The organism is Psychrobacter sp. JCM 18903 (assembly GCF_000586475.1).
Taxonomy (GTDB): Bacteria; Pseudomonadota; Gammaproteobacteria; order Pseudomonadales; family Moraxellaceae; genus Psychrobacter.
The window spans coordinates 107672-130936 of record NZ_BAWJ01000002.1 but is presented as its reverse complement, the minus strand read 5'-3'; the positions used below and the strand labels follow the sequence as shown (position 1 = coordinate 130936).

20 protein-coding genes and 3 pseudogenes are annotated in these 23265 nt (G+C 42.8%); 5 read left to right on the top strand and 18 right to left on the bottom strand.

What is annotated here, in order from left to right; translation table 11 throughout:
• Window positions 1–352 precede the first annotated feature (352 nt).
• The 3 genes from TT12_RS16155 to TT12_RS02085 all read left to right on the top strand — a co-directional run bounded on the left by TT12_RS16155 (window position 353) and on the right by TT12_RS02085 (window position 2452).
• Window positions 353–652: a hypothetical protein gene (locus TT12_RS16155; RefSeq protein ID WP_243443252.1), complete on the top strand. Its 300-nt coding sequence runs from the start codon at window positions 353–355 to the stop codon at window positions 650–652.
• Between the two features lie 151 nt (window positions 653–803).
• Window positions 804–1154, top strand: a complete 351-nt coding sequence (locus TT12_RS16150) for a hypothetical protein (protein ID WP_243443251.1) — start codon at window positions 804–806, stop codon at window positions 1152–1154.
• A gap of 317 nt (window positions 1155–1471) precedes the next feature.
• Complete coding sequence (locus TT12_RS02085; protein ID WP_045451759.1) at window positions 1472–2452, top strand: D-cysteine desulfhydrase family protein; 981 nt, start codon at window positions 1472–1474, stop codon at window positions 2450–2452.
• Between the two features lie 69 nt (window positions 2453–2521).
• Here TT12_RS02085 and TT12_RS16145 read toward each other — a convergent pair whose 3' ends face one another.
• The 6 genes and pseudogenes from TT12_RS16145 to surE form a co-directional block, all read right to left on the bottom strand.
• Window positions 2522–2938, bottom strand: coding sequence for a molybdate ABC transporter permease subunit (locus tag TT12_RS16145; RefSeq protein WP_243443250.1), 417 nt, complete (start codon window positions 2936–2938; stop codon window positions 2522–2524).
• A gap of 43 nt (window positions 2939–2981) precedes the next feature.
• On the bottom strand, window positions 2982–3221 hold the full coding sequence (locus TT12_RS16140) for a hypothetical protein (RefSeq protein ID WP_243443249.1): 240 nt from the start codon (window positions 3219–3221) through the stop codon (window positions 2982–2984).
• A gap of 402 nt (window positions 3222–3623) precedes the next feature.
• Window positions 3624–4927 (bottom strand): annotated as a pseudogene (locus TT12_RS02075) (lytic murein transglycosylase).
• A gap of 138 nt (window positions 4928–5065) precedes the next feature.
• A complete protein-coding gene (locus TT12_RS02070) occupies window positions 5066–5860 on the bottom strand; it encodes a M23 family metallopeptidase (protein WP_201605332.1) in 795 nt (264 codons plus the stop codon).
• A gap of 263 nt (window positions 5861–6123) precedes the next feature.
• On the bottom strand, window positions 6124–6273 hold the full coding sequence (locus TT12_RS16130) for a hypothetical protein (protein WP_243443246.1): 150 nt from the start codon (window positions 6271–6273) through the stop codon (window positions 6124–6126).
• Window positions 6264–6935: a 5'/3'-nucleotidase SurE gene (gene surE / locus TT12_RS02065; protein ID WP_243443245.1), complete on the bottom strand. Its 672-nt coding sequence runs from the start codon at window positions 6933–6935 to the stop codon at window positions 6264–6266. Before surE ends, TT12_RS16130 begins: the two co-directional genes overlap by 10 nt.
• 627 nt (window positions 6936–7562) lie before the next feature.
• Between surE and TT12_RS02060 the strand changes: the two genes are divergently transcribed.
• The gene (locus TT12_RS02060; RefSeq protein WP_045444876.1) at window positions 7563–8000 is read left to right on the top strand and encodes an MCR_0457 family protein; all 438 of its coding nucleotides are present in this window, start codon (window positions 7563–7565) and stop codon (window positions 7998–8000) included.
• A gap of 576 nt (window positions 8001–8576) precedes the next feature.
• On the top strand, window positions 8577–9743 hold the full coding sequence (locus TT12_RS02055; RefSeq protein WP_045444873.1) for a D-alanyl-D-alanine carboxypeptidase family protein: 1167 nt from the start codon (window positions 8577–8579) through the stop codon (window positions 9741–9743).
• 308 nt (window positions 9744–10051) lie between these two features.
• Here the strand turns inward: TT12_RS02055 and TT12_RS16125 are convergent, their stop codons facing one another.
• From TT12_RS16125 to ndk, 12 genes and pseudogenes are all read right to left on the bottom strand, one after another.
• Window positions 10052–10732, bottom strand: coding sequence for an ATP-binding protein (locus TT12_RS16125; RefSeq protein WP_243443244.1), 681 nt, complete (start codon window positions 10730–10732; stop codon window positions 10052–10054).
• A gap of 32 nt (window positions 10733–10764) precedes the next feature.
• Window positions 10765–11988 carry a sensor histidine kinase gene (locus TT12_RS16120; protein ID WP_243443243.1) on the bottom strand — a complete coding sequence of 408 codons (1224 nt, stop codon included), beginning with the start codon at window positions 11986–11988 and terminating at the stop codon, window positions 10765–10767.
• Between the two features lie 220 nt (window positions 11989–12208).
• Window positions 12209–13650 (bottom strand): annotated as a pseudogene (der, locus tag TT12_RS02045) (ribosome biogenesis GTPase Der).
• A gap of 381 nt (window positions 13651–14031) precedes the next feature.
• Window positions 14032–15240: an outer membrane protein assembly factor BamB gene (gene bamB, locus TT12_RS02040; RefSeq protein WP_045451756.1), complete on the bottom strand. Its 1209-nt coding sequence runs from the start codon at window positions 15238–15240 to the stop codon at window positions 14032–14034.
• 243 nt (window positions 15241–15483) lie between these two features.
• Window positions 15484–16269, bottom strand: a complete 786-nt coding sequence (locus TT12_RS02035) for a YfgM family protein (protein ID WP_045451753.1) — start codon at window positions 16267–16269, stop codon at window positions 15484–15486.
• A 55-nt stretch (window positions 16270–16324) separates the two neighbouring features.
• Window positions 16325–17614, bottom strand: coding sequence for a histidine--tRNA ligase (gene hisS / locus TT12_RS02030; RefSeq protein WP_045451750.1), 1290 nt, complete (start codon window positions 17612–17614; stop codon window positions 16325–16327).
• 64 nt (window positions 17615–17678) lie between these two features.
• Window positions 17679–18793: pseudogene (ispG, locus tag TT12_RS02025) on the bottom strand (flavodoxin-dependent (E)-4-hydroxy-3-methylbut-2-enyl-diphosphate synthase).
• A gap of 133 nt (window positions 18794–18926) precedes the next feature.
• Window positions 18927–19739, bottom strand: coding sequence for a helix-turn-helix domain-containing protein (locus tag TT12_RS02020; protein WP_045451748.1), 813 nt, complete (start codon window positions 19737–19739; stop codon window positions 18927–18929).
• Entirely contained in the window at window positions 19736–20176 is a 441-nt protein-coding gene (locus TT12_RS16115) for a hypothetical protein (protein ID WP_243443289.1), read from the bottom strand. The genes TT12_RS02020 and TT12_RS16115 overlap by 4 nt, the downstream gene beginning before the upstream one ends.
• Window positions 20173–20712 (bottom strand): tetratricopeptide repeat protein, encoded by a 540-nt coding sequence (locus TT12_RS16110; RefSeq protein WP_243443242.1) that lies wholly within the window; start codon window positions 20710–20712, stop codon window positions 20173–20175. Before TT12_RS16110 ends, TT12_RS16115 begins: the two co-directional genes overlap by 4 nt.
• Window positions 20713–20898: 186 nt before the next feature.
• On the bottom strand, window positions 20899–22140 hold the full coding sequence (gene rlmN, locus TT12_RS02010) for a dual-specificity RNA methyltransferase RlmN (protein WP_045451745.1): 1242 nt from the start codon (window positions 22138–22140) through the stop codon (window positions 20899–20901).
• 405 nt (window positions 22141–22545) lie between these two features.
• Window positions 22546–22977, bottom strand: coding sequence for a nucleoside-diphosphate kinase (ndk, locus tag TT12_RS02005; protein WP_045451743.1), 432 nt, complete (start codon window positions 22975–22977; stop codon window positions 22546–22548).
• Window positions 22978–23265 lie beyond the last annotated feature (288 nt).

Here is a 23265-nt window from a genome sequence, read left to right as displayed (position 1 = left end):
ACCATTTAGTCAATTAATTTAATAAAATCATAAACTTAGGTAATATCAAATACTTAGAAGGCTTGATAGACCGTTTTTCTTAGCCAGCTTATGGTTGTCACTCATTATAAAACATGCTTAACTGTTTCAAAGTGTTAAGAATTATTGCGGATAACATAGCCAACAGAGCATTTTTTGTACTGTTAACAACACTTACATTTGTAGCACTCATCTCCATTATTCTGGATTGCTACCGAAACCTGACCGCGCTTTATCCTTAGCAGTATTGACCCGTTTTGACAGGAAGTTAAAACGCGCTTCTGTCATATACCAGCCTGCTAGGATGATCCACTCTATATAAAGGAATATTACTGTGCGTTATCACTTATCTACGAATTTGCCACTGGCTAGCCAATTATGTAAAACCAATATTAAGAAAAAACTGTTTTTTAGTAGCTCATTAACCACGGCTTTAGCCGCGATCGTTGTCTTGGGTACGATGAGCAGCAGCCATGCAAAGGTGCTTTTCACCGATACCAGTCTTTCTGTACTGTATGGCAATGACTATGAGCTGGTAAAAGACGGAGAATTGACGACCATCACTCTGGAGCACGCATCAACACAGTTGGGGCGGCGTATTTTTCTTCGTCGATCGCCATCAAGGCGCAAATGATATTGAAAACAATAGATTTAAAGAAACCTATGGTGAGTTTGCGCCCAAGCTTAAGCTTACAACTTTCGATGATAGCTTTATCAAACAGCTCAATCTAGCGGGGCAATATGAGTTTGGCTCGAACAGCAAAGGCTTTAGCCAAGACAACTATATGATAGGACTAGGGGCAGATTTGAATGTGCCTATTTCAGGTATGAAGTACGCCTCTGCTTCCCTATATCATGTCTTCAATGATAATACTGATGATGACCAGCAAATCACCTTAACTTACGGTTGGGAGAAAAACAATTTTGTGGTCGATGGTTATGTAGACTACTCTTTTAACAATGATGACTTAAAAAACCAACTACATATCAATCCGCAAATAAAGTATAACTTACAACCACTATTAGGCATTGATAATCGCTTAGAGGTCGGTATGGAATATAGCTATTGGAAAAATAAGTATGGTAGTGATACAACTCAAAACGTGCCTAGTGCTCTAGTGAAGTTTCATTTTTAACCGTCTAATTGGTTTGACGAATAGTTCTAAAACAGCTCTCAACTCTTTCTCACTAAAATAAACAGTTTGTTAATAAAACAAAGAGTCCTCATGCAACCTGTCAATTTTGCATGAGGATTTTCATTTTATATTTGATAAATTAACCCTTAGGATTCCACTGATTCTCAAGCTGGATACGCATTCATACGTTTTATAAGGCTGTTACGACGTATAATTACTGGCTATTTATACCCGCTAAATAATCATCTTTAATTGACTTTATCAATGGCTATGTTTCAAACTTATTCAGCATTTTTTTATTATAAAAGGGACAAAATATGGAATGTAACCACATACCCAGACAATCATTGGGCTTCTTCCCTACTCCCTTGATAGCGCTTAGCAGATTGAGTAAAGCGCTTGATGGCCCTACTATTTTTATGAAACGAGATGACAACACGGGACTGGCATTGGGTGGCAACAAAACCCGTAAGCTTGAATTTATTATGGGTGATGCCCTTGCTCAAGGTGCTGATTGCCTGATTACGGCAGGGGCCGCACAATCAAACCATTGTCGCCAAACTGCTGCCGCGGCGGCAAGCTTGGGACTTGAATGCCATTTAGTATTGGGTGGAGAAGAACCCGAACAAACAAGTGGCAATCTTTTATTAGACAAAATTTTTGGATCACATATTCACTGGGCAGGCGCCAATCGTAAAGGAGAAGATATTCCTAAAATCGTTGAGCAGTTAACAAAACAAGGCAAAAAACCATATGTCATACCCTATGGCGGCTCCAATGAGCTGGGTGCTTTAGCGTTTGTAGAAGCTTTTAAAGAGTTGGAATCGCAACGTGAAAGCATGGACGTATTATTTACTCATATCGTTTTTGCTTCTAGCTCTGGGGCAACACAAGCCGGTTTGATGCTTGGCAAAAAAATACTCAATTCGCCCGCCCAAATCGTAGGTATCAATATCGATAAAGGTAAAACAGACAAAGTGCCTTTTGATCAGTATACCGTCGCGCTTGCCAGTAGCACGGCCTCCCTTATCGGTGCCAATCATCAGTTTACAGAAAGCGATTTAACACTCAACTCTGATTATGTAGGCGAAGGTTATGGCGTGGTTGGTACATTAGAAAATGAAGCCATTGCAATGACAGCTCAAACAGAAGGCATACTTTTAGATCCTGTCTATACGGGTCGTGCGATGGGCGGACTCATAGATATGATTCGGTCTGGCAAAATCAAGAAAACCGATCGTGTCTTATTTTGGCATACGGGCGGTGCACCAGCTTTATTTGCTACTCAAGTGACTTAGATATGATGAAAATAAATGGATAAATAAATTTTAACGCATTAATTCAAGCTATAGGTATTAACTACAATCTTATGAGCGTTGATTCAGCCGGCTCACACTAGCAATCAACGCCACCATAACCACTCCCATAATGATGAGAATCCCAGACATCATGTGCGCTGCCTCGTAATTCAGCGCCTCTACTTGCTCATATATTGCAATCGAGACCACTTTAGTCTCATCGGATATACTACCCCCTATCATCAAAACCACGCCAAACTCACCAATAGTATGGGCAAAACTTATTAAGCTACCAAGCACAATACCGACACGCGCTTGTGGCAGAGCGACTCTGAGAAACCGCTTGAAACGGCTTGGCTCCAATAAATGTGCCACTTCCATCACGCTTTGTGGAATACGTAAAAATTGGGCGTAGACAGGCTGAATATAAAAAGGCAAGGAGTAAATAATAGAACCAATGACAAGACCTTCAAAGGTAAATATCAAGGGGCTGATATTATGTTCGCTAAGCCATTTACCAATACCGACACTAGCTTAACAGTAATAAAAGGTAAAAGCCGATGACGGTAGGCGGCAAAACCAATGGCATGGCAATGATGCCCATGAGCAAAACTTTAAGACGTGACACAACTTGCCTACGACTGGGCTTAGCGAGCCAATAAGCCACAGGCGTTGCGAACAGTAATAGACAAACGGTAGTGACACCAGCAAGCTTAATACTGACCCAAAATGGATTAAGCATATCGGACATAAGAGATTGGTCTATCATAATGTCACTGCTCGTTGCCATTCGTTATGAGGGTAAAGGATCTATTGTATCTAATATTAAAAGATTGAACAGACAAATATAATGTCAGCTCTTATAAATAGCGCGTTGATAAACAAAGCGCATTGATAAACAAAGCGCATTGATAAACAAACAGTGTAGCGTTTATCAGTCACAGTATCAGTCTTCTTGTGTCCATATTATTTATTAAAACCTAACAAGATTAAAGTCTGTTGAAAAACAATCATAGCGTAAAATAAAAAGCACCTTATTAGGGTACTTTTTTATTTTATTCACTAAGCTCATCGTATTTGATATTACCATCAAAAATGATGGTTAAAAAATTTCTTTTAACACGCTAATATTAGAATCAATACGAGTCAAAAGCAGTGCAATCAACCTGCTTCACCACGAAGCTAACGATGACGCACTACGCTGAGTAATAAAGCCGTCTGGAGTCTGACCATTGTCTGCTTGCCAGCGCTGGAACGCCAATCGAGTATTGGTACCCACGATACCGTCAGCGCCTTTAGTATCATAGCCTGAGTTGGTCAAACGCTGCTGTAAATTTCGTACTTGAGCTGTGGATAATGGACGCTCATAACGCGGCCATGATTTCTGTAATCCGCCTTGTCCAGCCAGCGCTTTACCCAATAAGCTGACACCTAGCGCATAGCTCGATGAGTTATTATAAACCTTGATCACATCAAAGTTTGGACTGAGTAGCAGTACAGGACCATCCTTGCCAGCTGGTAGCCACAGCTCCATTTCAGTATTGGCATCCAAATAAACATCAGCTATCGTATCAACACCCATCGCCGCCCATCTCGCGGCAGGCTGCTTACTACCAACCATGGAATAATCGAATGAGGCAGGAATGGTCGCTTCGTAAAATGGCGCTAGACCTCGAACCCAACCTGAGTTGCTCAAATAATTAGCGGTGGACGCCAGTGCATCGCCCGTTGCCCACGGGTTACGGTGACCATTACCATCGCCATCCACTCCGTGCTTCAGCCAAGTATCAGGGATAAACTGCGTCTGTCCCATGCCGCCTGCCCAAGAACCATCGAGCTGCGACCAAGACACATCACCGCGCTGCAATAGCGTCGCTAATGACAACAACTGAGTTTCGGCAAATTCTTGGCGACGACCATCATAAGCCAGACTCGCAAGCGAGCTTGGTATGCTGCTATTACCCGTCACCACGCCGTATGACGACTCCATGCCCCAAATGGCAGCGATTATTTCTGCATTGACACCGTACTGCGATTCTAATTGCGACAAAAATGCCCGTTGCTCGGCGAACTTACGCTTACCAGTACTCACACGCCCATCAGATACGGCAGAATCGACATATTCCCATGGCATCTTAGAAAACTCTGGCTGTCCTGAGTCAAGTGAGATGACTTGCTGATTTAAATAAGCGGTATCAAGTAAACGACGCACCGTCGCTGCATCATGGCCTGATGAAATCGCCGCATAGAAAAATCAGACTTCCAATCAGAGAAGCTGTTATAGCTTGGCTTTGCCACTGGCTGCGGCTTGATGACAGGCTTCGGTGCTGGCTTCACTTGAATGGTTTGAGTTTGGGTAATCTGAACGTTGCCTTGACGCACAGGTTTGCTAGGTTTTTGCATCGCCTGTTGGCTGGTACACCCAACCATCACTAACGCAGGAAACAGGGCAAGATATTGTTTTTTTAACATCATAAAATTCTCAAGTATGAATAAGTAAAGCGACTCAAATAAACCGATTTAGTTAAGGTGGCTTTATTCAAACACTCTGAAATTCAAGCGCTCTGAATAAAGCCACTAACTTGCCAAATCAGTCACAACTTGGCATCACGTTTAACGCCCGAGTACCGCACGTGGGTCAATAGGATTGCCATTTAAGCGCACTTGGAACTCTAAGCCGACCTGATTGGTCTGGCCACTGTTACCCATGTTTGCAATGCGCTGACCGCGCTGTACAGCATCGCCTTCTTTGACCAGTAGCTGACTATTATGCGCATAAGCGGTGATGTAATTATCACTATGACGAATCATAATAAGATTGCCATACTCTGGCAGACCATCGCCCGAGTACAGTACCGTGCCAGATTGGCTAGCAAGTACGGGATCACCGACATTACCAGCAAACCACATACCCATCGTGCCCGCTGCCGCATCAAAGTTACGGGTCACTTGATTGCGACTCGGATATTCATAACCTGACGTTGCGTTAGCCGTCACTTCGTATACAGGGCTTTGTGAGCTATTATTAGGCACGCTCGTTACAGGTGGTGTGTACGTTGGCTGTGTCGTTGTAGGCGCGTTATAACGATTGTTATCGGCTGGCGTACCTTGCCACAGCTTGAGCCATTGACCACTATAAATCGTATACTTGCTGTCCAAACCATTAAGCGAACCGATTTGACGGTAACTGAGACGATAGCGCTCAGCAATCTGGCTGACCGTATCGCCACGCTGTACACGATGGTAGTTAGGAACGCCTTGTGCATTGGTAATAATCTTAGGTCCCGCTTGGTTGGCTGATTGGTAAGTAGGCTTGGTTGCACAGCCCACCATCGTTAACGTTGCTGCTGTTAAAGTACCTATCAATGCCACTGTTGCAAAGCGCGATCCAGCAATAAGCTTCTTCATACAAGATTTCCTATTCTTTATGTTACTCACAAACTCCTTGTGTTACTCACAAGCATTTTGCTAACTTTTATACCGTTTAGTATTTAGTATTTATTATTTGGCAAATACCATTATCAATCACTCGATAGTAAACCATTTTCTAAGGCGTGTCCTCATTTTGAAAATGGTGATAAAAATGAGATAAATGGCAGCCAAATAAGAAAAATAGTGCAGATAATATCAGGATATTGACCAGCTGTTTGACGCATTTTGGCAGCGTAAATTTATAGCATTAACGCCGACAGCGTTTTAAGCGTGTCTGCTGGCGTATGATGCAGGCGCACTGGTGATAAACTGATATAACCCGCCGCTACCGCTTGATCATCCGTCATATCTGTTGCAGAGGACTGCAAATCTTCAGTTTCTAATGGCAACTCATGTGGCGTTTACGTAGCGACAACCAATAAGCATCACGCCCACGTGGATCGACCACATGATGTACAGGACGCGCAATCTGACGGTGCCCTAACGCCGTTATTTTCCGACCTTTGATATCATCAGCACTATCCATATCAGGAATATTAACGTTTAATACATGATAGGGCAAATTTTTGCAAGCATCTAATATCGGTGTTTCTATCAATAATTTAACTATTTCAGCTGCCGCCATTTGATAATGACTGGTCTGCTCTTGCCCTTCTCCTTTGACACCGCCGCCCACTAGGGAGGTCGCAATGGCAGGTATTCCAAAGAGCTGTGCGGTTAATGCAGCACCAAAGGTACCTGAAAATAAAACGTCTTGACCAAGATTGGCACCAGAATTGATACCAGTAATCACACAATCAAAACGCGTATCAGGATACAACTCATGCAGCGCCAAATGTACACAGTCCGCGGGCGAACCATTCACCGCTATAAAACCAGAATCCAATCGATGAGTATATAATGGCATCGATAGGCTCAAAGCACTCGCGCAGCCACTTTGCTCACTATTTGGCGCAACCACTACCACCTCTGCAATAGCAGACAGGGCTTGATATAATGCCAATAACCCTGGTGCATAAACCCCATCATCATTACTAATTAAAAATTTCATTTTCACTCAATATACTCATTAATGACCGCCTGTCCACTTATGAACTTTAGCCGCATAAAATTGCTATAATCAGACCCGAAAATGGAGGTTAGATTCTTTAACGATACTTTTGATGCTTGCATTCACATTGGCTTTTTCTGCATAAATAGTATTTATAAAAAGCATTTAGCGAGCGTCAAATGATAGCTGAATTTACTATCAAAGTTAAAAAAGCCATACTGCTATCAAATAAAATAACACTGTGTTATATCACAGCATGGATATGGAAAAACTGATATAGCAAAACGTGGATGCCACCATAATTTTGGGCGATTATACCCTAATAATACGCTGACACGAACCCAGTCTTTGCGCAGAATCTATCCAATTTATAATTTTATCTCTATGATATCTGCATCAATAACAGCAAAAAAACTTGGCGTGACGTTACAATAGGCAACACCTTACAACAATACAAACTTATATTTTTATGCTGACGTAACTTATGAGTCTATGCTGCTGATATGTTGCTAAAAAAGAGCTTTGGCTCACAAGATATCTACACATAAATCAATATTTTATGTGACTTTTGTTTTTTTACCCATTAACATATCACCATTAAATAAAGATAAGCGAGTGTAATACTGCATGAAAAATCAATCGATATTATCTATAGCTTCTGTGATAGCGAAGACGGCGTCCAAAATTAGTCTTGCAGGACTGGTAACGTCTGTTGCCATGCTGTCTCAAGCATCCTTTGCGGCGAATAATTCTGCTACAACCATACCTCTAGATATGTCTGGCATCAATGTTACCAAACATGAAATTGCGGTCATGCAAGTGCTATCAGAGATATGTCCACCGATGCTCAATGGCAAACAAAAACAGCGCTTTTATAAATCTTATAACGTGCAGCTTCACGAGTTGATGCCGTCTTTAGAAGATCCAAAAGCTGCGATTCAATATCTATCCACTCAGCAAGATTATCGCCAGATATTACAAGGCATTCGTAGCTGGACAATGGGCTTCTCTAAACAAGACAACAAAGCTCTATGCGAAGATTTGGCAAATGCTGAATACCAGTAGTGGAATATCATAATTAAGCTCAACAATTACAACATTATAATTGGCTTACTTATCATACATCCTATCGTCTCCCCTACAATAGCTATGCCCCAGCATTGATTCTAAATTGATAAAGTCAGCTATAATTAATGACAATAAATCATGGCATTATCTGTCTTGGAACGCTGATTATGGGCCATTTAGCGACAACTTATAAGCTTGTTCATCAGGCTTATAAGTAACAAAAAAGCTTACGATAATTCTGTTTATACCAACAGGATGACCGTAAGCTTTTTTATGACAGTCGAATTATTTCTATTCGAGACATTGTGGCAGTCTTAGTCTGAGCAAACGTTTACTTCTTACCACTCTTTCTTTTTAATCGGGTCTTTTTTTGCATTTATCGATTCCCCATCGGTTGGCATTTTGCTAAGATAAGGCGTTAATTTTATGTCTGTCGCTCAGCCATCACCACTCTTATTAATACATTGTTTTTAAACAGAATGTTTAAGACAGGCTACTTAAAATGTTGCATAAGATTTAGTGCAAGGTACAAGCGGTAGATACATTTGGTTTCATGATGCGGTGTAACGATATATGACAGTAAAGCGTGTAAAAAATCAGCTGGTGCAGCTGGTAGTCGGTGTGAGTATCTCTATGAGTGCAGTGATGGCAAACGCAGCCATCCAGCCGCCTGAGATGGATAATACCGCCTATGTATTGATGGATTATAATACTGGTGAGATTTTGGCACAAAAGAACGCCAATGAGTCGCTACCGCCAGCGTCTTTGACAAAAATGATGACCAGTTACATCATTGAGCAGCGCTTAGCATCAGGCGACCTCAAAGAAGATGACCAAGTCATAATGAGTCCAAATGCTTGGTGTCGTGGTAGTAGCAGCCAGTCTTGCATGTATGTGCCGGTAAATAAATCTGCGAGCGTTATCGACATGCTACGCGGTATTATCATTCAATCAGGTAATGACGCTTCAAAAGCTATGGCAGAGCATATCGCTGGTAGCGAAGCCTCATTTGCTATCTTGATGAATGAGCAAGCAGAAAAGCTTGGTATGAAAAATACCCATTTCGTCAATTCTACTGGTATGCCTGACGAAGGGCATGAGGCATCAGCACTAGATTTGGCCAAATTGTCACGCGCTATTATCAAGAATAGCGGCGACTATTATGGTATTTATGCAGAAAAAGAGTTCACCTATAACGGCATTACTCAAGGTAACCGTAATGCTCTACTTGCAACCGATCCTACCGTCGATGGTTTAAAAACTGGCCACACTGATGCCGCAGGCTATTGCTTAGCGGCTTCAAGCAATCGTGATGGCATGCGCTTGATTTCTGTGATTATGGGAACAGAGAGCCAGCAAGCACGTGCCGATCAATCACGTGAGCTGCTCAACTGGGGCTTTGGCCACTTCACTACTGTCACCAAAGCACCTGCCGGACAATTCGTCAGCAAAGTTCCAGTCTGGTTCGGTGAAGCTGATGAAGTTGAGCTAGTCACTGCGGATAATTTGCAAATTCTAACCAGCAAAACGCAAAAAAATAAAATCACGACTGTGGTAGATATTCCTGAGAGCCTAGAAGCACCCATCAAAAAAGGTCAAGAAATTGGCAAAATGATGGCGGTTATTGATGGTAAAGCGGTGGCTTCAGTGCCTATTATAGCGACCAGTGATATCGAGCAATCAGGCTTTATGAGCCGCACTTGGCAGCGTGTCGTACGTTGGGCACAAAATCTGTTTTAGAGAATATTAGTAGAAGCTATTTCTCAAGAACATTACTGACAAAAAAGACGCCTCAAAACGGGGCGTCTTTTTATGTCCTCATTCACCGCACAGATTTTATTATTGCTATTAAGTAGTGTTCTCATAAAACTGTGATAAACACTGATTTACTAGAATCAGTAGGTTTGCTCTCGTTCATCATACTTTTCAGATTAAAAGCAAGCACCCTTGTCGAAAATACGATGTTCGACACTATTTACAGTAAATGAGAGGCAACGGATTACATTAAACGAGGTTAGGGCGGTAAGCGTGACAAATACTTTGACCTATTACGTCCATACCAACCAGCGCTTAAGCAAGTCGCTTAATGCTTTATCTTTATAAGTGGCGCTATAACAGTAATCGACACCAGCTGCTTTTAAACCATGCTCAAAGCTATCTAACTGCTTCGCTCGATGTGGTGGATACCAATATACCAATAAAGCCCGATGTTCACTTTCAAATTGACGAATACGCTTGGCTAACGACTCAGCTTTACTTGGAAAAATATCTTCCGCAAACATCACCATATTCACCTGTCTTATACTCATCTCCTCTATAACCAGTGCTTCATGCTGACGATAAATGACCGTCGCGCCTAAACGCTCTAGCTCTTTCGCTAAAAACCCGACTTCATGATAATAATAGTAAATAATAGTCAATCCAGCCAATAAATGCTGCTGCCGAGACTGCTGTTTATTGGTCATCGATATGGTCAGCATGAATTGGGTACCTGACCCTAACGTGCTATCTACCTCTATAGTAGCGCCCATCAGCTGAGCCATTTGCTTGACGACTGGCAAACCGACACCTGAACCTTCGTATTGGCGAGTTTGTGATGAATCTACTTGGAAAAACGGATTAAAAATATCATCGATATGAGTACTATCGATACCAATACCTGTGTCTTTCACACTGATTTGCCAACGATTGCTTTTATCAAAATGGGTCAATTGCGACGTAATAGTCACCTGCCCCGCTGGAGTAAACTTAATCGCATTGCTCAGTAATATCGATAATATTTTTTTATTTTTTCCGCATCCCCTTCCAGACCATAGTCTATATGATGAATACGGCTAATCAACTCTAGCCTTTTTTGCCGAGCAATAGGCTCATATTCTGCCAACAGATCAGCGATTAACTGCAGTGGATTGAATGCAATACAATTAATACTCATCTGACCTTTTTGTATTTGATTCAACTGGATAATATGATCAAGCGACGACACCAATTTATCACTACCGTCACTGATAATTTCAACCGCATCTTTTTGTTCTCTATTGAGGGTATCGTAATCTAACAGCTGTAAACCGCCTACGATAGCGTTTAGCGAAGTTTTCAGCTCATGGGTGATCATGCTTTGAAAGTTATGCAGCTGCACATCGAGGGCTACGTCTTTGTTGTGTAATTGCTGCTCAAAAATCGCAAGCGCCTCATAATCTTGTTGGACTTTCTGTAAACGATCAAACAATACAGCCAAAGTTTGCTTGATTTGCACCAGTTCCTGAAATTCAAAAAGCTGTGGAATCACTGGTAACTGCTCAAGCTCTGGGTTTTTCACAACGATGTGACAGACTTCTTTCAAAGCTTCAATATCTCTGATTGGCCATTTGAGTTTGCGCAGAATGTACAATACCCAAAGTACCGTCAATATCGTGGTAATAAGCCATAGCAATATATTGCTTCGAAACCAATGTGAACGCAGGGTGTTCACATCTAAAGTGAGATTAATATATCCAACTAACGCGCTATTTTTATTGGCCTCACTAGACGCTGACGATTCTTGCCCACCATTTGATAAAGTCGTAGACGATTGCTGACTGCTGTTTAACGTATCTAGCGCGCTATCATCACCGATATCGTCACTGGTAACGGGATAATTGAAGCTGACAGTATCTGCAAATAAAGCATTCTTCCAATCATCTCTGGATTGATTAACTTCATCAATAGGTTTGGGTGTTGAATAAAATAAAATACTTCTAATGCTGGGTTCACTTTCTAACAAGAATCTCACTTGCTCAGCCACGATATCAGCACCATCGGCTGTCGATGCGCTGGTGGTCAACATGGTAGCCAATTGCTGGATATGCTGACGCTTTTCTTTATAGTGGTATAAAAAACCATAAACGATAGACATCAAGAAGCCTGCCAACACAGCCAAAATAATGGCTTGTACGACAGAACGCCAAATAAGCGTAGAGATGGTTTGAGAGGGACGGTTGTTCATATTACTTAACTGAGTTAAGAAAACTTTTGATTATAGTACAGGTATTTTGTAGGAGTAGTGAGGGAAATATCACATGTTAATAAAACTTAACAACGTATTAATATATCATGATGACCGATATAATCATCATGATATAGCGCATTACAGAGAAGCATGAACAATAGAATAAAACAGTCTTTATTTACTACAACAATATAAAGACCATCATCATTTTGCTAAATTAACGCTTTTTATCTTTATTGGTGAATTTCTGCTTATCTTTGGTAGTAAATTTCTGTGCCCGATTACGCTCGCGTTGGCGCAACTGTTGCGTCTTCGCTTTGGTTGGCGTATCGCTCTTGTTGGCATATGGGTTGTCATTTTGTTTAAGAACAACGTTGAGCGGCGTGCCTTCGAGCTTAAATACTTGACGGAATTGGTTTTCAAGATAACGCTGATAGCTCTTAGGTAGCGCGCTGGTTTGGTTACCATGAATGACAATCACGGGCGGATTGTGGCCACCGATGTGAGCGAAGCGCAGTTTAATACGGCGACCAGCAACCGTTGGTGGTGGATTGGCTGTCACCGCATCTTGCAGAATCTGAGTCAAACGATTGGTTGACACTTCAAACATCGAAGATTTATAAGCACGCAAGATAGATGGGTATAGATTACCCACACCCGTACCATGTAGTGCTGAGATTAGATGCACTTTTACATAAGGGATAAAGTTAAAGCGGCGATCCATCTCAATCTTGATATAATTTTTCTGATCAGCTGTCAGACCATCCCACTTATTAATCGCAACAACTAAAGCACGACCCGCATCAAGCGCATAGCCAATCATATGCAAGTCTTGATCAACGATACCTTCATGCGCATCAATAACAATAACGGTTACGTTAGAATCTTCGATTGCTTGCAGGGTTTTAATGACCGAGAACTTCTCTACTTTTTCATCAATTCTGCCGCGGCGGCGTACACCAGCGGTATCGATTAAGACGTAGTCCTTACCCTCACGTGTATAAGGAATATAAATACTGTCACGCGTGGTACCGGGCATATCAAAAACCACTACTCGGTCTTCACCCAATAGACGATTGACTAGCGTCGATTTACCAACGTTTGGACGACCTATGATCGCTAACTTCAAACCTTTTGGCTCTACGACATTCTCTTGCTCAGGCATATCAGCCGTCAATATTTCAAGCAAATTACCGACACCGCGACCATGACTTGCTGCCATCGGATATGGCTCACCCAATCCTAATGCATAAAACTCGGCAGGAGCAGCGTCGTGAGCACCATCGACTTTATTGCAACCACATAGACTGGTTTGCCAAGTGTGTGCAAAAACTTACCAATCTCCGCATCTGCGCCGATCATACCAGCACGAGCATCCACCACAAATACGATGATGTCTGCTTCATGAATCGCTGTATGCGATTGCTCAGACATATAGTCATCAATGTTGCCGCTACCGTCATCCGCCTCACCAATACCACCAGTGTCGACAACGATAAAAGATTTGTCTTCATAGGTCGCATCACCGTACTGACGGTCACGAGTCAGTCCTGACAAATCAGCAACCAATGCCTGCCGACTTTTTGTGAACTGATTAAATAAGGTAGATTTACCGACGTTTGGACGACCAATTAAGGCGACCACAGGCTTGATACTCATGGGTTACTCTCAGTGAAAGGCACAATGGCGGGCAGTACAGTTATTCTTATAACCAGTGATATAACAGTAGTCGTGAATAAGCTGCTCTTGACCGCAAATTAAAATGAATGATAAAACAATAGCAAAAATAATAGTCAGCTATTTTACAATTAGCAAGTGGTACATAGGATGACTAAATGATAAATAAATAATATATATGGATAACACCTACGGCGCATCGGTCGCATAGAGTACGCGAAAGCCTGTATTTAAACAAGCAATTTACACAAGGCACTAAACGCTGACGAAGCAGCGTTTGTGTTCTCTAAAATTGCAATCAACCAGTTGGCTTAACGATAATATCAAACATACTATCTAAGTAAGCATTAACCGATAAAAAGCTTAGCGGGCTAATTGCCAAATAGCAACCTGTCCTGATGTGCTCTGTGTCATCAAGCGGCTGCCTTGTACTTGCAAGCTACTCAAAGCGCCCTTGGTTTGTACACGGCTAACGATTTTGCCGCTAGCTGGATCAAATAAGTGTACCATGCCGTCAAAATCACCCACGGCAATATAATTGCCAATCATTACAGGATTGGTTAAATGACGATAAGCCAGCTCTTCACTTTCCCAAAGAACCTCACCATTACTGCGATTATAGGCAACCACTTTGCCCTCTAAGCTGGTACCAATCACTTGCTGGTTATTTACAGCAAGTGACTTTAAGCTGGCAAGCTCGTTGACAAACATGACTTGACGCGAAGCCAAATCAATACCTAATAACTGACCACTATAACTGATGGCAAATAGCTGGTTTTTATCGACGATCGGCGTACCATCGACATCACTCATGCGCTCAACTTCACTACTACCAGTGCCAACGCCAACACGTCTTGACCACTGCGGTAAACCACTATCAGTCGTCACCGCATGTAAACGACCATCAGCAGTCGCTAATAATGCCGTTTTGCTGTCCAACAATGTTGGCGCCGCACTACCGCGCACACTGATGGCTGGCACTTGCGTCGCAAACTGCCAGACAGACTGACCTGTCTGTAGTGACAAGCCATGTAAAAAGCCATCGTTCGCTGATAGAATGACACGGTTATTGGTAATTAAAGCGGGTGTCAATACTGATCCTGATAACTGCTTCTGCCAGCGTTTTGCGCCAGTCACACTATCAAATGCCATCACTTGACCGCCGCGTGTGCTAATAATCGCTGTTTGGCTTAAAGCATCTAAAGCAACGCCGCCCGTGATTTGATCGCCAACGTTGATCGACCATAAACGTTCGCCTGCACTGTTAAAACCGGTCAAATCCCCACCGCGCGATGCAGTGACGATTTGTCCATTGACATAACCTACTTGCAAGTCTAATGGATCTTTCTTACTGGCTTTTTTATTGCCAATATCTGTGCTAAAAACCGGTTGCAACACACTGATAGGCTCAGCAATCTGTACCAGCTTGACTGGATCATTGACGACGGGTTTAATACCGCGATTACACCCAATCACCGCAGTGCTCATCACTGCCAATACTGCCACATGCATCACCGTCGATTTGATGGTTTTAGCTTTTGATATCTTGCTAGAGCGAATAGATTGAGTCATTATGAGTTCTCACTACAAATAAATTATTATTAATTAGTAAATTGGTTATCAGTAAATATCAGATCGGCGCTTAGTATTCACCAAGCACATTCAATGAGTGCTGGCTGTCCATGCGACGCGATTGTTTTACTGCACCACTTAGCTTGTAGAACGGTTATAGATACGCGCTATTGACTAGCAATTATCAGGCATTAGATAGAACGCAAACGCTATTATTGGTTAACAGCGCTTGTCACTGTACAATTATTGCGCAACCTCGGCAGCAGCATTTTCTTCCACTAAGGGCTGTGCAGCACTACTTGACTCTTGAATCAGACTGACTGGTTCGTCGATAGGCTCAGGTACGATGCCCAGACTCTCCATCTTTAATGCCAATACTGCACGCGTCTCTTGACGGTTGCGTAACAACTCCCAAGCATTATTATAAGACTTGATCGCTGAGTCTTTATTATCTTGTGCCAAATAAATATCCCCTAACAACTCTTGTTGGCTGGCTTCAAATGAGCTTGGCATATCATTGTTGGCTTCTGCTAATGCAGCATCCGTATCGCCCGCCGCCAGTAACGTTGTCGCATAGCGCAAACGAGTAATTGCCTGTAAGCCTGCATCACCTAAGTCAATAGCCAATGCTTTTTTGAGGGTTTCACTTGCCTCGGCAAATTCATTATTATCTACTTGCTGACGCGCTTTAATCATCAGTGCTTGCCAAGCGTAAACCGACTCACCATGCTTGCTGACTAGCGCATCAATATCTTTGTTTAGCTGGGTGCGACTTTGGGCAAGTGCTGCTTGTGCTTCTGCTTCCAAATCAGGGTTTTGTGAGGCCAAACTGACTTCTTCATTCAACCGCTGAATGTCTGCGTAATGATCTGCTGCAACGGTGTCTACGCGCGCATGGTTGTCCTGCCAATATGTCCAACCAAAATAAGCGGCCAGTGCCAACAAAATCACAGTGACAATATAGCTGCCATACTGCTTTAACGCTTGCATTGAATTGTCTGCATTCGGCGAATTGGGTGTCAGAGCCATATGTGTTTACCTGATAAAAGTGTTATTAAATTGCTAATGCTAAAACCGCAATCGATTACTGACGGATAAAATTTTCTTTGCTCGACAGCCAATCTGTCGCAACCGTCTGTTGTTCGCCCGTCTGCATGTCTTTAACGCTGAGGGTATTATCATCCAGCTCTTGCTGCGCAATAATAACGGTCAATGCAGCACCTGACTTATCGGCTTTCTTCATTTGCGCTTTTAGGCTCGTCGCACTCGCCATTTTCACCCGAATGTCTGGGCGACTATAGCGTAGACGTTGAGCATAGCCAATACCAGCACTATAAACCTCTGGATGGGCAACCACAAAGACATCACAAGCGGGAACATCAGCAATTGGCGCAACCGCTTCCATTAACAGTAATAAACGCTCAAGCCCCATGGCAAATCCAACAGCAGGCTCAGATTTTACTGGCTTATTGCCATGAGTACCGATGGATTTTAGTTGCCCGATCAAACCATCATAACGGCCGCCCGCACAAACGGTCGCTTGGCTACCAAGCTTGTCGGTCACCCACTCAAAAACCGTTTTGTTGTAATAATCAAGACCGCGTACTAAGTGCGGATTGATCTCAAAATTAATACCCAGCTCTGTTAAATAGGCTTGTACTTGCTCAAAATGCGCCACGCTTTCTTCACCTAAAAAGTCAGCAAGCTTCGGCGCATCTACCAACACGGCTTGTGTACTGGCTTCTTTACTGTCTAAAATACGTAGCGGATTGGTGGTCAAGCGACGTTTGCTGTCTTCATCCAGCTGATCTTTTTTATCGGTCAGATAGGTGACCAATGCTTCGCGATAAGCATAACGCTCATCAATTTCGCCCAGACTGTTTAGCTCTAAACGCATCTCATCTTTTAGACCCAGCTCTTGCCACATCAGATGAGTCATGGCGATCAGCTCAGCGTCAGCGTCTGGTAAGGCACTACCAAAGCTTTCAACACCTATTTGATGAAACTGACGATAACGACCTTTTTGTGGACGCTCATAGCGAAACATCGGGCCGATATACCATAACTTTGGCGTATCACCGCGCAGTAAGTTGTGCTCAATCACAGCACGTACTGCACCTGCCGTACCTTCGGGGCGTAGAGCCAACGGCGTTGGTGGCTCAGATTTATCGGTAAAGCTATACATCTCTTTTTCGACAATATCAGTCGCACCGCCAATGGCACGCGCAAACAAATCGGTTTGCTCAACGATTGGCAAGCGAATATGCTCAAAGCCGTATCTGCCCAGTACTTCAGCCAATATCGCTTCTAAATGCAGCCATTTTGCGGACTGATCAGGCAAAATATCATTGAACCCTTTGATAGCTTTAATCATGGTACGGTCGTATCCTTAAAAATTTTAACAAGTGTCTCTTTTATTTTTTGCTCATAATAGTGTTTTATTTTACGCGGATAATCTCATTCTCGCGTTTTTTAGCCAAATCTTCGGCATGTGCGCGTACCATGCTTCTATTTCATCGACCAAATTGTCGGTATCGATAAGATGGCTTTTTTCACCCATACGATATACCAAGGATCTTGGTGCGGCACCAACAATGCCAATATCGGCCTCTTTCGCTTCACCAGGACCATTTACTTTACAGCCGATCACAGACAGGTTCATTGGTTCACGAATGTCTTCTAAGCGCGACTCTAAAGCCGTCATAACTCGAATCACATCAAACTCTTGGCGCGAGCAGCTTGGGCACGCAATAAAGTTGACACCATTAGAACGTATATTGAGCGATTTTAAAATATCAAAGCCGATTTTAATTTCTTCTTCAGGCTCTGCCGCCAGTGAGATACGAATGGTATCACCGATGCCATCTAACAATAAACCGCCAAGTGCAATCGCGGATTTAACCGCGCCCGTACGATAAACGCCCGCCTCGGTAACGCCCAAATGCAGCGGGTTATCAATCTGTGCAGAAATCAGGCGATACGCATCCAAGGTCAAAAACACATTGCTGGCTTTAACTGATACTTTATATTGATCAAAATTTAGACGCTCTAATATATCGATATGGCGCATGGCTGATTCAAGCATCGCCTCGCCAGTTGGCTCGGTATATTTGCGCTGAATGTCTTTTTCGAGCGAGCCTGCATTGACACCGATACGAATAGGGATGTTGTAATGTTTGGCACAGGCGACCACTTCACGTACTTTGGCGTCGCTACCGATGTTACCTGGATTAATACGCAGACAGTCAGCCCCTGCTTCGGCAACTGCTAACGCAATCTTGTGGTCGAAATGCACATCTGCAATCAAAGGCACGCTGACCAGCTTACGAATTTCGCCAAAAGCTTTGACAGTATCCATCGTTGGCGTCGACACCCGCATCAAATCCGCACCAGCTTCAACGCAGCGTTCGATTTGAGCGACAGTTGCTGCCACATCGCAAGTATCTGTATTGGTCATACTCTGCACACTAATCGGCGCATCACCACCAATCGCGACATCACCGACATATATTTTTTTGGTAAGGCGACGGTTAATAGGCGCTGACGTTGACATAGACAAACCCTTCAGTTAGAGCGAAAAAACGCAGAAAAAACACACTTATAATAGCTTGCAGATAGCAACTTTTAAAAATAAATCTTGTACAGCAGTCGATAAGACTAGCATTCAAAATTAGCCGCTTAAAAAGTTAAGGCGCTAACTCAAAATTGGCTTGCTTATCCGTTGCATAAGTATTTAGCGCAACCGCTTCTTGGTTAAGCATTATGCTGACATTATCAACATTATCAATTTGTACATTAAACGGCGGCGTACCTGACAGTTTATAATCCCCAGATGTCTGCGAGCCACTCATTAAACTACTACCAGAGGCATCAGTAATACTCACGACGGCGGTATCCGTCAGTTTGACATCTAAAGACGCTGGACTTGCATCGCCGCCCAAGTTTAGAGCAGAGCCAGAGGCACCAACGCCCATCTCATCAGTATTGATTGCCGCCCCTTGCGCTTGCTCTATCGCTGAGACGTCTTCGACCGTCGATACTGGCTGCTCGGCATTCTCTTTACTGGCATTACTCACCATGCGAAATAAGAAAATCGCTAAAATAATGACACCAATAACGGCGATGATCAGTAGTGGGTTAAAACGAATTCGATTGTGCGTATCACGTTGCAACGTGCCCATTGGACGCAGTGGCGTATCCGTGTTATTCACTGACTTGGCTTTCAGCTCCGTAGGATAAGCGGCATCAAAGCTGGTCGCTATTTTTACAGGATCTAAACCCAAAAACTTAGCATAATTGATGGCAAACCCACGCGCAAAAGCAGCTTGCGGCATCTCCGAAAAATTTTCATTTTCAAGCGCTTGCAAATGACGCTTTAAAATAAATAACTCGGCAGCTACCTCGTCTAAGCTGATTTGCTTATTTTTACGGGCTTGCTGCAACACGGCACCAAATGATCCCTGAGCGTTAGATTGAGTGTTTAATGATGGGGTGGTCATTTCCATGGTGCCTCTGGATTGTTAAGCCAAGTCTTAAGTTGTTTTGCTTCATCACTTAAAGGATAAGCAGATAAAAGCTGCTGTGCCAATTGCTGGCGCGTCGTTATGTTATTTTGTGCAGCGGCCAATTTGATACCTTGTAATAGCAAGCGCGGGCTAATGCCCTGCCCTTGTACCAGTACCAAGGTTTCATCATAAAGCCTTTGAGCCTGTGGAACACGTTGCTGCTCAAGCAATAAGTCGACCAACTCGATATGGGCAATAATACTATTACGATTGCCATCAAGTGCCCGTAAAAATGCTTTAGCAGCCGCACTGCGATCCCCTAGCTGTAAGTAAGTGCGTCCTAGATTCTCTAGCGCACCAATACGACCTTCGTAACCTAATGCTGAACCCGCAATCTCAAACTGCTCTGCCGCCTCACGATAGCGCTTCATTTGTGACAAATAAACGCCATAGTTATTGTGGGCTTGCTCAAAATCTTTATCAAGCGTGATCGCTTTTTTAAAATATTGATCGGCTTTTTCGAGATTGAGTCGACTGCCTCTTGCTGCAGCAAAACGCCCATCATATCATAGGCTGGCGCGTAACGGCTATCGGCAGCAAAGGCTTTTTCAAGTTGGCGTTGAGCAGTATCAAGCTCATTTTTGCGGATATATTGCGCGGCAAGTGAAGTGCGCACGCGAGCAATTTCTTGTTGATCTAAGTTACGATTGTCATTGGGTCGCGTAGACGTTTGATAAGCCGCGATATTTGTCAAATCATTGGTCGGCGTGCTTTGACAACCAGTGAGCAGCAGCCCTACCAATGCCGTCACTAATACCGTACGCTTCGACATCGCTATTGGGTCAATAGCCACTTGTCCATTCGCTGTACTCAATCGCTTATAAGTCTGAGAAAATATTTTTTGATAATTGAACTGACAAGAATTTCTAGAAGTCATCATAGCCGCCATCATAAAACTGTGATTCAATGCGTTCGATCCTCGAGGCATCAGTTTAATAGATTTAGCCCGCATAAGTACAATTTAGTTGTCATTAATTGCTGTGCACATCCAAACTAATCGTTATTGATACATTTTTATTACCATTGCGACAGATAAAAGACAAATACGATGCTACATCGAAAATGTCTATTCACCATTTATATGACCATCATACTAAACACTTTCACGATCCTTGATGCTTTGCTGCCACGCGGCTGAACGACGCGTTCTGTCAGCCACTTGCCCAACCAATTGACCACATGCCGCATCAATATCATCACCGCGTGTTTGACGTATGGTACAAACAAAACCTGCTTCACTTAATATGTTGCTGAAGGCATGAATACGATTATTACTCGACTTATCATAATTTGCATGAGGGAACGGGTTAAATGGTATCAGGTTAATCTTACTTGGTAAATCGCCCAATAATGCGACCAATTGCTCAGCATGCTCATTACTATCATTGACACCATCTAGCATCACATATTCAATAGTCACGTGTTTTTTGTGGCGCGGATTTACTTCAAAAACGTAATTTCTTGCAGCTGCCATCAACTGCTCTAGCGGATATTTTTTATTAATTGGGACTAGCTCATTACGCAGCTCGTCGTTTGGTGCGTGCAATGAAATCGCTAAAGCCACGTCAAGCTCCTGTGCCAACTCGTACATTTTTGGCACCACACCTGAAGTCGACAAAGTAACGCGGCGTTTTGATAAACCATAAGCATGGTCACTGAGCATCAATTCCATTGAGCTGACAACAGGACGATAGTTTAATAACGGCTCGCCCATACCCATCATGACGACGTTGGTGACGTTGTTTTCCCATAAACTATGGTCAACTTTTTCTAAACTATCATTTTCATCGGTCATATAAGAGGCATTTGCCACCCATAATTGTCCAAGAATCTCAGCCGCCGTCAAATCGCGCTCAAAGCCCTGCTTACCCGTACTACAAAAGCTACAGTCGAGCGCACAGCCCACTTGCGAAGAAATACACAAGGTTTTACGACCGTTTAATTTGCTGTCATCTGCGGGAATCAGTACGGTCTCGACCAACGAGCCACCCGTGACTTCAAATACCCATTTACGCGTGCCATCATCACTATATTGACGATGAATCACTTTTGGCGGAATGACGCAGGCATTGGCTGATAATTTATCACGCAAAGATTTACTCAGATTGGTCATTTGCTCAAAATCAGTGACACCCTGCTGATATATCCACTTGATGACTTGCGTCGAGCGAAACGGCTTTTCACCAATACTCTTAAAGTATTCCGCCAGCTGCGCTTGGGTCATACCTAGTAGATTGGTTTTCGCCTGCGCCTCGTCTACTAATTTTATACTCTTAGTAGTCTTAGCAGGTACGTGTTGGACGTCAGTTTGAATAGGAGTTTGAGCAGTTGACATAATAAATAACCTTTTTGCATCTACTGGTATAAGCGATGCAATTGTTGAGATGGGTGTTGCAGACGTACTCAATATATGAGTGCATGAGCAATCCTTTATGAGCGCATTTTTTTACCAAAAACTGAAAGTAATATGCTGATAAAGGATTGATAACGCTATATAAAACCAATAATGAGGGAGAAAAGTTAAAATTTCAATGCATAGTCAGACTATTATAATAGCTAAAACGGCTTATACCAAAAGATATAAGCGTCTTGCCACACTAATAATTTATAGTCAATTTTATAAGCTATTAGTGCATAGTGAATCAAATATAGAGCTGGTACAAGGAAGACAAGCGCCAATTGTACATTGAGTACATTAATCGAGTCTGACACCGTAACAGACTATATTTGGTTTACTATATTAACGCGTACGTGCACAAACTTCTTCTTCATTGAAGAAATAGCTGATTTCACGTGCTGCTGATTCAGCTGAATCTGAACCATGAACCGCGTTTTCGTCGATACTGTTAGCGAAGTCAGCACGGATAGTGCCTTCTGCGGCGTCTTTTGGGTTAGTAGCGCCCATGATGTCGCGATGCTTAGCGATCGCATTTTCGCCTTCTAATACAGATACCAATACTGGACCTGACGTCATAAATGATACTAGATCGTTGTAGAATGGACGCTCAGCGTGCTCAGCGTAAAAACCGCCTGCTTTTTTATCATCAAGCTGCATCATTTTAGCGGCAACAATTTTTAGACCTGATTTTTCAAAACGATCGTAGATAGCGCCGATGTTGTTGCCAGCGACTGCGTCAGGTTTGATGATAGATAAAGTACGTTCGTTAGCCATGAAAAGCTCCTAATAAATAATGAATTCGATAAAAATGAGATGGTAAATACTTTGTTTTATCTTTGGCCGCAATGTTGACTTAGGCATATTTAAATAACTCATGGTCTATCAATGCGATAATATGAGCGCCAACACAGGATTGCTGCCTATTATAATGATTAGCGCTATAAATGATAGGGTTAATTTATGACCGCACCTTGCATAAAAGTAAATTTATTACCATAGCTTATCTTAAGACAAAGTGAGCATTCATCAATAGCAGATTCTTGCCCTATGTATCTCATCGCT